Raw genomic sequence first — 11,831 nt, 5'->3', positions numbered from 1 at the left:
GAATTATATCTTGTCCGTTTATTTTAAATTTTCAATACTAATATTTAGCCTTCCCGTTTTGTTATCTGCCGGAAAAGTTATTTCCAACATACCCGGATAACAGGATTGAGCTTTTAGCGGTTTCTCTTTAAATCGCACAGTATATTTGTAATCCGGATTCATAATGACAATCATTGTCCTTTTGTGAGGTACGGTAGAATCATCGAAAGAAATTTTAGCTTCATAACTTGAAAAATTTTCATTGAACCGATCGTCATTGATCCAGATTTCAAATCCTGTTGAAACTTTTCCTGTCTTATAATATGCAGCATACCAATTAAGTAAAGGAGATGAAAGCCCTGAGAATTGATGCCATCCGGCTCCTCTGCCTGATGAAATAATAAAATGTTCGAAAGTATGATAGCTTTCTGCACATTCTTTCTGCCATGTATTCAGAGCAGTAGTTGCAACCTTGTATGCTTCCTGTCCTTTTCCGTTATCAAGCAAGGCCTTCCACATTACCCACTGATGAGGAAACCAGACCGCGCCGTTCCAGTAACCATCCGCTCGATAATATGAGGCAGATTTATCTACAGTAGAGATGCCCAAATCTGTCCATAGTTCATCAGGTGAGAACAAATGACTGATAAGCCTTTCATTTTGTTCCGGCGTGCAAATACCAGAAACGAAAGGCGAAACCCCATCTAGGCCCATGTTAAAGTTGGAACCATCTTTATATCGGAATTTATCTTTCGGTTGTCCGTTTTCATTGTGTACTACGTAGCTAAAATAGCCAGTTTCATTATCCCATGAATAATTTTGAAGTGCTGACGAAAGCTTTTGAATTACCTGATCGTAATATTTAAGATCTGTCTTTATATCTAATTCTTTTGCAGCCAACCTTAATATTTTCGCTGCACGAAGGTAATAGGCAGAAGTCACTACTGGCGTTACAAACGGATATTGCGGCTTGTCATCGCGAAGAGCCTGTTGTGGTGGATAATCATCCCATCCACCCGAATTATAGAAATAATCCCAGGTGCGCAACAATCCAGAACCTTTCATTTGTGTGGTTGAATAAGTATTAGTTCCTACCATAAAATCGAAATATTGTTTCAAGCGAGGATATAAATACTCCAAAGATTGATTCGATAGTCCATTATTCCACAAATCAAAATATGCAAACATCTGTATTGGCAATGGAGTGCCATGATGAATAAATGCCGATTCGCTATCAACCGGAGTTGTATAAGCTTTTACTGCTTCAAAGGCTTTCTGTCTGTCAATATCAATTAGTCCTAAGGAAATAAATCCCAGATCCCATGTATAAAGACTGTTCCAATTCATGCCGGGAGTGAAATGCCTGATATATTGTTGTTGGGTATATACCGGATAAACTATATTAGACAATAATGTGGCTTGCAACAATTGCTGACTAAAACTATACTTTTCTGCTTCAGGTAGATAATTATTATTCCGGCTTACCGATGTATTTTTCACTTCTGAAATTATCTTATCAGGAGATACATGGAAACTCTGCAATTGTTCAGATACCTGCTCTTTGTTTCCGGTACAAATCAGGCTATATAATGTTTGTCCGGAATTCGGGGACATTACTATCGGACGAAGGAAAGCATTTGTATAATGCCATTGTTTATTACCTACCAATATCCTGGCAACATGGTCATGCACTTTCCTGCGGAAAAACGATTCCAATTCATTATTCAAAATTTCACGGATTTCCGATTCTTTAAAGTTCCATGCTACTCCATAGTAATTCTTACATTCCGGATATTTAAGTATAAAGTCTTGTTGTCCTTTCCCTCTTTCGATAGACGGAGTAAAAGGAATATTTCGTGGTTTTATATTCAGAGAATCAATGTCCTGCGCTTTTCCGATAAAAAACCCATCTAATTGAACAGGGCTGTTTCCTTCCGAAATAAGTTCAAGTATATAATCTTCTGGTTTATCGCATGCATAAGGAACTTTTAGTACTTCAAAATCGCCTGTGTCTTCAAATATCAATTGATCTTTGATAAGTCCATTTGACTGAAATACAGCATTCTTCCCTTTATTTACTTTATATCGGAATAAAATAATCCCGTTCTCATATCCTTCCCTAATATTGATATTATAAGCTACCTTGTCTCCCTTATCTTTACCAAAACCTTTGTCCAATACAGAACCGTCGAGAGACAAGGTAGTTCGTTCTTCGTTTCTGTTCCAACCATCATATACTAAAGCGTATTGAGGTGTTTTGATAGCTGGTTCATTAACGGAGTAATCAATAGCATTATACCATTTCAGATGCTCTGTTCCCAAAGCCTCGACCAGGGGTTCATGTTCAGGATAATCAATATAAGCAATGTTGTTTAATACAAGATTCTGATTTATTGCAGTATTATTTACACAATGGATTTCTACTAATGTTCGGGAATCATCCAATATATGGTAAGTTACATCTACATATACTTTATCTTTCCATTCCAGTTCATATCGGTAAGTGATACGATTCATTTCCGGATTTATCTTCCATGGATAATAAGATGATTCGAAAAGAACATGGGGAACCAACTGGCGATTCCTGTAATATCCCGGCATTACCGAAAAATCAAACCGCATCCCTCTCTTTATATTCGGAATGTGCGATATTCCAGCATAGCGTTTCGAATATGGCCCCCAGGAATATAGCGATGGGATGTCATGGTTATTATCAAGATCAAAGCTTGTTTTCTCCTGACCCATAGCCGGCAACACAGACAGATATACTAATATAATCCAATAAAATCTTTTCATCGTTACATTCGTTGTTTATATTTCTCAGTTTTTTAAAGCACCTTAAGGCTGACCAATTCTTTCACTTCCGGTTTCTCTGGTAATTTCTTTCCGTTAACCTTTACATTCCTGAATGTTATGTCAAGTCCGTTTTCGAAGCAGTATGGGATAGGTACATTGCCAATCGTGATGTTCTTCAATTCGATATTCCTTATCGGCTGCTCTTTAAATCCTGCCATGTATATGCCACACTCTTCGATGTATTTGCAAGTCACTTCTTCTATCCGAAAATTCCTGAACAGCGTAGGATTGAAGCCTGAACGCTCTCCCTTATAATTGGGTTCGAAACGGATTAACGCTGTGCGTACCGAATCGGCTTGTATGTTGCGCACATATACATTTTCGATATACGCCCCCCTATCAAGATTTGATTTGAAATAGATTGCGTTCGACGACATCGGAATGGTAATGTTTTCAATGAAAATATTACGTACTCCTCCGGCGATTTCGCTGCCAATACATACTCCATTAATCTTGGAAAAGAAAGAACAGTTGCGGATAACGATATTTTCGGTAGGCTGGCCTATACGCCAGGCATCGTTGTCTCGTCCCGATTTGATGGCGATGGCATCGTCACCCGTGATAAATGTACAATCCTCGATAAGCATATTGCGGCACGATTCGGGGTCGCAACCATCGTTGTTGTAGTTGTAGCTATCTACGGTTACGCCACGTACAATCACATTGTTGCAAAAGATAGGATGAATTACCCAGAACGGTGAATCTTTGATAGTTATCCCTTCGATACGCACATTGGCACAGCCGTAAGGCTCTATAAATCCGGGACGAAGTTTGAATCCTTCGCCGAATACCCGGCGGTATACAGGAATATTATCGCGTCCCATTTTCCTGAGCATTTCCTGTTCTACTTTTTGTTTATGATTCCACGGAGAAAACTTTCTGGAACCGTTTCCGTTGATGATTCCTTTACCTGTCAGAGCTATGTTTTGCACATGATAAGCATATACAAGAGGAGAATAGTTGAATAATTCGGTACCTTCCCAACGGGTGATAACAGCAGGCAGGTAGTCATTTTCATTGATGCTGAAATTGATAACAGCGCCTTCTTCTAAATGGACATTTACATTACTTTTAAAGACCAAAGCTCCGTTCATATAATAGTTGCCGGCAGGTACTATTACTTTGCCTCCTCCGTTATCGCTGCATAGAGTCATGGCCTTATCAAAAGCGTCTTTGCATGGTGTTTTGTCATCGCCTATTGCCCCAAAATCGGTGATTATATACTCCTTGTCCGGAAATGTCACAGGATCGAGCCCGGCAACAATTTCAGCAGCTTTATCCCATGGTGATTGAGCATATGTAAATACTGCAATAAGGCCAAGAAAGAAAAATAAGGTTCGTTTCATTATTATTTATCCTTTAAAATGTTCATACTTTGTTTAATTATCTTCTCAAGATCTAATTCCACTCTGTCTAACTCCAATCCTATATAGCCTTTGTATCCTGTTTTTTGTATTTCGTTTACTAATTTGTTATAATCAAATTTGTCTTCTTTATTTAAAATATTCCTTTTCGGATATGCCGCTATATGATAATGAGATATGTAAGGATGGTATTTCTTTATATCATCAAATATATCGCGTCCCATATCCTGCATATGCCATACATCATACAATAGCTTGAAGTTAGGAGAGTTCAGTTTCTTACATAAAGAAACAGCCCATTCCATATTATCGCACTGATAGTATTTAAAGCGTTGTTTAGTAAAAATCTCATCAGTATCCTGAGTACTTATTAATTCCATAGATAAGGTAATCCCGTTTTTTTCAGCAACTTCAAGTATTGGTTTCATTACTTGGACACATACGTCCAATGCTTCATCATCGTTCAAATCTGTATTTATACCCGAATAGCAAACTATTTGTTTTATTCCTTTTTCTTGTAATTTCGGCAATAGACAGGTATATCTGTCAATTAATTCCTTATGCCATCTTTTGTCGCAAAATCCTCTTTCTATACCTAAATCAGCGCCGTCAGCCATCGCTATTTGCAGCCCGCTTTTTAAAACTATATCCCATTTGAGCGTATCCACCATTTCCAATGCAGCAACATGGTTGCCTTTTGCCATCTGACACAATAGTTCGGTCTGAGTACGGAAACTCCATTTTACTAATGAAACTTTTATATTATTCTGCCCAGAAATATGCGCTGCAAAACAGAAAAGAAAAATAATTATAATGGAAAGCCTATTTTTCATAATACTATATTGTTATTCATTAGAAACCAGATTCCCAGCAGATTTTATTATACTTTTGGTGTTTTCATCACATAACCGGCCAACTTTGCTGAAGTCGTTACCTATAAATTTTATTTCAGAGGAATTCCCTTCATTTTCTATAAATAAAGGCAGTGTGCAATCAGAAGTGAACCGGCTAACCAAAAGATTATTTACCTGCCTTACCTTGATATAAGCCGATTCACTCTCATGTGAGACTGTGTTGACACCGTCTATAACAATGTTGTTACAATCATCGAGGCAGATTGCGTGCCTATCGTCATTAGCATTTAAATTGAATTGTATATTGGAGAATGTGATGTGGTTGGCATGCCGTACATAAAAGCCGTAAGAAGGCAAATCTGCCCCGAATATTTTATTTTCAGGATAGCTTTTGTTTTTTTCCGGGATTTCCCGTGTTGTATGCCCTTTCTGTCCTCCTCCCGGACAATTAAGTATGATATTGCTCAATTTTACATTCTCTACATAATATCCCGGTATTCCTGTAATGGAACAGGTCATCAGGCTATTTGCCGTAGCCGTTACATTACTGATCGAAATATCTTTCATAATTCCAGCAGGCGGATTCCTTCGCTCTGCATAACGAATGAAAATGGGAGTTAGCGTATTATACATCGTTATATTGTCGATGACTACCTGTTCGAATATACCTCCATCTACCAATTCTAATGCTATGCCGGAATTATTTACGTAGTTATCGGTTACTCCGGGTATCGTATATTTCTTATAGTCGAAATAGTCATTCTGCGATGGCCGTTTAATTATACAGTTAGAGATAGCGATATTCTTAAATCCACCAGCCGATACAGTTCCAAATTTTATGGCATTACAATTGCTGGATACAATACAATTGGTGATAGCGATATTCTCACATGGACGTCCTTTAGTGTGGCTTTTTATACATATAGCATCATCTACACAGTCTATGATACAATCTGAGACCGTAATATTACGACCATCCAGATCAATACCGTCATTATTGAAATAGGTCGGCGATTTAATAGTTATGCCATGTATCTGGACATGTTCGCAATCATGAATGCGCAACGTCCAAAAAGAAGCGTTCAAAAAACTGGCATCCTGTATCTTTACTTCCGTACATTCTTCAAAATTGGCAACATATATCCTGTTTGGCGAGTTAGGCCCTTCATGGAAAACGTGATGACCTCCATTTGCATCTATTGTTCCTGTTCCCATAATGCCTATGCGATGGGCTTTTTCGGCATGAACCAATCCTTTTCGGTGTTCTGTCAGTTGAGGATAATCTTTCAGGTTCGGACTGCCTTTTATTGTTGCTCCTCTTTCAAGATAGAGCATCACATTATCTTTTAAGAATAGTGTACCGCTAATATATAGCCCTGTGGGAATATATACTGTGCCGCCACCGTTATTATGACATATATCTATTGCTTTTTGAATTGAGGTGGTATTCAGAAATGCTGTATCTGATTTCGCTCCATAATCTATAATATTATATATACTGTTTGTGCAATATATATTTTCTATATAAATAGAAAACAGGGTTAGTATCAGTAATTTTTTCATAGTAATATGATTTGGTTAATATGTGCTCTGTCATCATTAACAAAGATAGATTTGTCTCTACCAAGACGGTTGAAATTATGTTACATGAATTGATACAAATGATACAAAAACCTTGTATCATAGTTAAAATCAACACAGGAATAGATTATTTCTTTTGTTTGTAATCAGACGGTGATTGCCCGTAACTTTGTTTAAAGCAGCGTGTGAAATACGACAAACTGTTGAACCCTACCTGATAGCATACTTCCGATACGGATACCCCTTCCTGCCTGAGCAGGTCGGCGGCGACTTTCAATCTTACGTTTAATATAAACTGGCTGGGAGACAAATTTGTCAGGTATTTCAATTTGCGATACAGATGCACGCGGCTCACCCCAATTTTTTTACCGAAGTCTTCTATTGTCAATTCAGGATTGGAGAGATTGCTACGCAGGTAATCGTAGCACTTTTGTAAAAATTGTTCATCATAATCGGTAACCTCCACATTCATATCTTTCGGACTGATACGTTTCTGGAACGATTGCCGCAAGCGGTCATTATTTTCTAATAAATTTTGTATCCGTGCTAAAAGGATGTCATATTTGAAAGGCTTGGGTATATATTCGTTTGCCCCGGAATAAAACCCTTCCTTTATGTGTTCGTCAGATGTTTGCGCTGTGAGTAGTATTACAGGAATATGGTTTATCTCTATTGTGCTTTTTATTATCCTGCATAGTTCCTTCCCGTCCATTACCGGCATCATTACATCGCTGATAACCATGTCTATTTCTTTTTTATGAATAATATCCAATGCTTCTTTACCATTGGAGCAGTCAAAGACATTATATTCTGCAAGTAATTTTCCTTTTAAATATGTCCTGATTTCTTCATTGTCTTCTACCAGGAGCAATGTTCTTAATTCCGTATCAGCTTTCGGAAAAACAAGAGGGGATTCCATTTTTCGAACGGCAACGGGACTGAAAATCACCTGGTATTCATCTCCTGCAGATTCGTCCAATTCATCTTTCAGGTGGTCTTTACCTATCGGTATCAGTAACTTGAAAACGATGCCTTGGCCTTCTGCATTTTCTACCCAGATATCGCTATGATGCAAGCGCATAATCATCCTGTTCAGGCTGAGGCCTATTCCCGTTCCCTGTATATTACTGGCATTCTTCAAGCGGTAGAATGGCTCGAACAGCTTTTCCAGTTTGCTTTCGGGGATAGTGTCGCCTTCATTGAATATGCTGACAAGGACAGCCTGTTCTACCATATGGTCAACCCGCTCCCGGTATGTACTGCCGTTAAGGATTATAACTTCCGCATTCAGCTCTATGATGCTTTCTTCATAAGAATACTTAAATGCATTCATCAATACATTATAGAATACTTTTTCCAGTAATTGCGGATTGTACCACAAAATGAGATTTTCTTTCGGCAGATTTACTTTTAAAGGATGATTTTTTATTTCAGAAAGTTCTTTAAAAGTCAAAACAATATCTTCTATAAAAGGAATCAATAATTGCTCGGAAGCATTAAGTTCCATTCGTCCTTCATCGTGTTTGCGGAAATCCATTAGCTGATCCACGAGAGTAGATATTTTATCTACATTGCTTTCTATTCTGACTAGAGTATTATTGTTTGAAGTTTCTGATTTTTTCAACAAATCGCTTAATGACACTGAAATAAAAGTGAGAGGCGTACGTATCTCGTGAGAAAAATTTGTGAACAGGTCTAACCGGAATTTATGCATCTTTTCCATATTCTTCTTCTCCACGTTTTTCAGTTTCAGATTATGTTCTAAATTAATTTTTATTCTCTGATAATAGAAAACCAAGCCTAATATGCCTACAATCACCGTCGTATAAATCAGATATGCCCACCATGAAAACCAAGGAGCAGGTTTGACAATAATAGTCAACAGATTTTCAGGTTCAGACCAGATTTCACTATTGTTACAAGCGCTGATCATGAAACGATACTCTCCTGCCGTCAGATTGTTATATGTCACCTGTCGTTGTTTACTTGTGGTATTCCAGTCATTATCAACTCCCTCCAGTTTATATCGGTATTGATTTTTCTCCGGATATATATAGTTGAGGGCAGCAAAATGAAAAGTAAGGTTTTGCTGGTTGTATTTTAATTCAATAATGCGATTTTGCAATACATCTTTGCGCACGAACGTATCTACCGGCTGATTGTGTATAAGAAAGTCGGTAAGCACTACCTTTGGAGGAGTTTTGTTGATGTGCATCAGGCTCTGAGGATTTACTTCAACCATACCATTACTTCCTCCAAAGTAAAGTAAGTTGTCTTTTGAAAATAAAGACGACATGGATTTTACATGCTGAAGAGGAAAATTATTCTTAATATCGTATTTCACAAAGCGGTTATTCTGTTCATTGTAATACGATATTTCGTTGAAAGAGCTAATCCATATGCGGCCATCGTTATCTTCCAGAATACTGCAAATATTGTCGTTTATATCATTATTGCTGTAATTGAATAATTGTTTGATATTGCCATGGTAATCCATGCAAATCAGCCCCTGTCCGAAAGTCCCTATCCAGATACGGTTTTGGCTGTCTTTGAAAATGTAACTTATCGACAAATCCTGCCTTCCTGCAATAGGTATAGGAGTATAATCTGCTTTAGATATATCATAACGAAAAAGCCCGTTGTTGCGGGTACCAACCCAGAGTTCATTGTCCGATGCCTGGTGTATGAAATAAATATCTCTTACTTTATTTTTTGCATCAGACGGTAAGCGGTTGGTGAAAATTTCTGTCTCATCATCGAAGAGGCAAATACCTCCCGGCGCTCCGTTATACCCTATCCAGAGACGCCCCTGATTGTCCTTAAATCCATAATTTATTCTGTTTCCCGGTGTTCTGCCTATGTGGGAAGAAGTGTAGTATTGCTTTATAACAGCTTTCTTTTTCAGATCGAATAGGAAAATGCCATGTGAATCGGTGCCTATCCACAATATGTTATCGCTGATCAATAGCGGTTTACATTCTGTAAGGGATATGCCCGACTCATATATTTCGTAGTATTGCTGTTTCTTGTTTTTAATGTTATAATAAGTTATACCAACGCCTGAACTACCTAGCCAAAGTCCGTCTCCGTCCTGAATGACAGGACCGATAATACCGGTAGATTTCTCCCTGTCTCTTCTTATGGATATGTGGTTGAATTGATTAATATATTCCGAATAGTAAAATAATCCCATGTAATACGAGCCTATCCATATGGTGCCATTATTGTTTTTATATGCGTTTGTAAGCATCAATTCATTACTGTTTTCTCCTAAAATATTTACGGAATAGCCTGACCCTGTTTTTATCAGTTTGCTGTTTTTCTTATTATAAAAAAAGACCCCTTTCTTCTTACTTATCAGCCACAATAGACTATCTTGTTCGATTATGCTGACTACCCCATAATCGTCAGTCATATTAATATTTCCAAATTCAAGTATAGAGATTGTTTTTTCTGGTTTGTTCATTTTACCTAGGAGGCCCATGTGACAGCCAATCCAGATATTACCATCAGAGTCGGGGAATACAGAGTAGACATTATAATTGACATCGTCCGGAGATAAGAGAACTCTGTATATCTGTTTACCTTGCTTATTGCAGATATACAATCCGGTATGCGTGCCAATGTATATTTCGTCTTCGGAGATAGCTCCTATTGTGTTGACTAATTGCGAGAACGCAATATTGCTTTCCAAATCGATAAATTCTTTCCTCTCTGTATTATAAAGAGCTACTCCCGATTCTGTGCCAATCCACATATTTTGACTCGTTTTGTCAAAAAAAAGGTCATTTATTTTATTGTTTTTCAGTTCGGGATACGAACTCAGGAGAAAAGAAACCACATGGCGGGTCGCAGGGTCTATCATGTTAAGGCCGTTGTCTGTACCCGCCCATATATTTTTGTCATTGTCTTCGGAGATGCAACGGACTTTACTATTTGATAATGATTCCCGGCCCAGCGATTCCCGGTAAATAATATAGTTGCTGCCATCGTAGCGCGACAGTCCATCCTTTGTGGCAAACCACATATATCCTTCCGAATCCTGGAATATCTTCTGCACGGTGTTATGAGGCAGTCCTTCCGTGATATTGATATTCTCGAAAGACAAGTTGCTTTCTATTATCTGACCCAATAAACTATTGGCATATAATAGAAGAAAAAGGATAAGTGTAATTTGGTGGAGTATTCGCATCAATAAAAGGTACTGTATCGTTGACTTAATTTTTAATAGTAAAGATATATAATAGAGTTTATATTTAATAAGAGATTATTCTATTTATTTACAGATGTTTATACATAGTTGATTTTTTAACCACAGAGTTGCACCGAGTTAAATATCACGGAGTTACACCGTGATACACCGTGAACCATAACTCCATGCAACTCTGTGGTTAATTTATTGTTTATGAAATCCATAAATCTTTATTCTATATAATATCTAATGTTTTAGTTAAAAAGATATTTTTTAACTTAGAAGTCGTCTTAACAAATTTAAATTAATCAAGACGACTTCGTATTGTATATAATACAAAGCAGAATGAGAAGTGCCTTTTTCATTTAGCTACAAGATTCTTATGTTACTGATAAAAGTACATATAAATTTGATATAATAATCAGCATTGAGATAATTAAGTCCATACTATTGTATCTTTTATTTTCAATCAAAGGGGGCCTAGAGGAAGAATGATCTCAGGATGGTTGCCGCTACGATCAGGAAGATACAGGCTCCGAACCTGCTGGTAGCCATCTTGGTCGTATCGACGAAAAAACATTCAATGAACTGCTGTTCCGGCTGGAAATGTTTGTTGGGAAGGTAACGGCACTTTGGGAGCAATTGGAAAAAAGGAACTGAAAAACAAATCCCGTACCAGTTCGAGCCTTTTCTTGAGCGGAGTGTCCATGATAGCCCTTATCTCGTCCTTATCCAGGTAGCCCGCATCCGTTTCTTCTGCTGCAATCTCATAGCCGCTGAACGGGTCATGGGTCAGCCACCGGTTGTTAATGGCTATGCTTATCATCCTGCGGAGCGGCATCATATAAAGCCAGATGCTATTGTGCGCCAGTTTCGGAACGGTAGCAAGGTAAAGCTCAAAGTCGGTGATAAAGGCCGGGGCAAGCTCTATCAATGCTATATCTGTACGGTTATACCGCTTTTTAATAAACGCTTCCAGGTGCAGGTAAACATCCTTGTATTTCT

General features: G+C 37.8%; 6 protein-coding genes and 1 pseudogene. All 7 read right to left on the bottom strand.

Annotated features, from left to right (window positions below; genetic code table 11):
* Positions 1–18: 18 nt before the first annotated feature.
* The gene (locus tag ACYPZI_RS02245) at positions 19–2,775 is read right to left on the bottom strand and encodes an MGH1-like glycoside hydrolase domain-containing protein (RefSeq protein ID WP_459598181.1); all 2,757 of its coding nucleotides are present in this window, start codon (positions 2,773–2,775) and stop codon (positions 19–21) included.
* Between the two features lie 32 nt (positions 2,776–2,807).
* The gene (locus ACYPZI_RS02240; protein ID WP_459598179.1) at positions 2,808–4,181 is read right to left on the bottom strand and encodes a glycoside hydrolase family 28 protein; all 1,374 of its coding nucleotides are present in this window, start codon (positions 4,179–4,181) and stop codon (positions 2,808–2,810) included.
* Positions 4,182–4,183: 2 nt separating this feature from the next.
* Complete coding sequence (locus ACYPZI_RS02235; protein ID WP_459598177.1) at positions 4,184–5,032, bottom strand: TIM barrel protein; 849 nt, start codon at positions 5,030–5,032, stop codon at positions 4,184–4,186.
* A gap of 12 nt (positions 5,033–5,044) precedes the next feature.
* Complete coding sequence (locus tag ACYPZI_RS02230; protein ID WP_459598175.1) at positions 5,045–6,616, bottom strand: glycoside hydrolase family 28 protein; 1,572 nt, start codon at positions 6,614–6,616, stop codon at positions 5,045–5,047.
* A 145-nt stretch (positions 6,617–6,761) separates the two neighbouring features.
* Positions 6,762–10,826: a hybrid sensor histidine kinase/response regulator gene (locus ACYPZI_RS02225; RefSeq protein ID WP_459598173.1), complete on the bottom strand. Its 4,065-nt coding sequence runs from the start codon at positions 10,824–10,826 to the stop codon at positions 6,762–6,764.
* A 480-nt stretch (positions 10,827–11,306) separates the two neighbouring features.
* Positions 11,307–11,393: pseudogene (locus ACYPZI_RS02220) on the bottom strand (DUF4134 family protein); the annotation flags it as partial.
* A 13-nt stretch (positions 11,394–11,406) separates the two neighbouring features.
* The coding region (locus ACYPZI_RS02215) for a phage integrase SAM-like domain-containing protein (protein WP_459598171.1) at positions 11,407–11,831 on the bottom strand (425 nt) is incomplete at its 5' end.

The organism is Dysgonomonas reticulitermitis, from assembly GCF_054601275.1.
Note: the sequence above shows the minus strand (reverse complement) of the source record. Positions and strands in the feature narration are given on the sequence as shown.

Bases quoted from the DNA above. Each gene is read 5' to 3' on its own strand.
- ACYPZI_RS02245 (WP_459598181.1), bottom strand. From the start codon at position 2,775: ATGAAAAGATTTTATTGGATTATATTAGTATATCTGTCTGTGTTGCCG.
- ACYPZI_RS02240 (WP_459598179.1), bottom strand. From the start codon at position 4,181: ATGAAACGAACCTTATTTTTCTTTCTTGGCCTTATTGCAGTATTTACA.
- ACYPZI_RS02235 (WP_459598177.1), bottom strand. From the start codon at position 5,032: ATGAAAAATAGGCTTTCCATTATAATTATTTTTCTTTTCTGTTTTGCA.
- ACYPZI_RS02225 (WP_459598173.1), bottom strand. From the start codon at position 10,826: ATGCGAATACTCCACCAAATTACACTTATCCTTTTTCTTCTATTATAT.
- ACYPZI_RS02230 (WP_459598175.1), bottom strand. From the start codon at position 6,616: ATGAAAAAATTACTGATACTAACCCTGTTTTCTATTTATATAGAAAAT.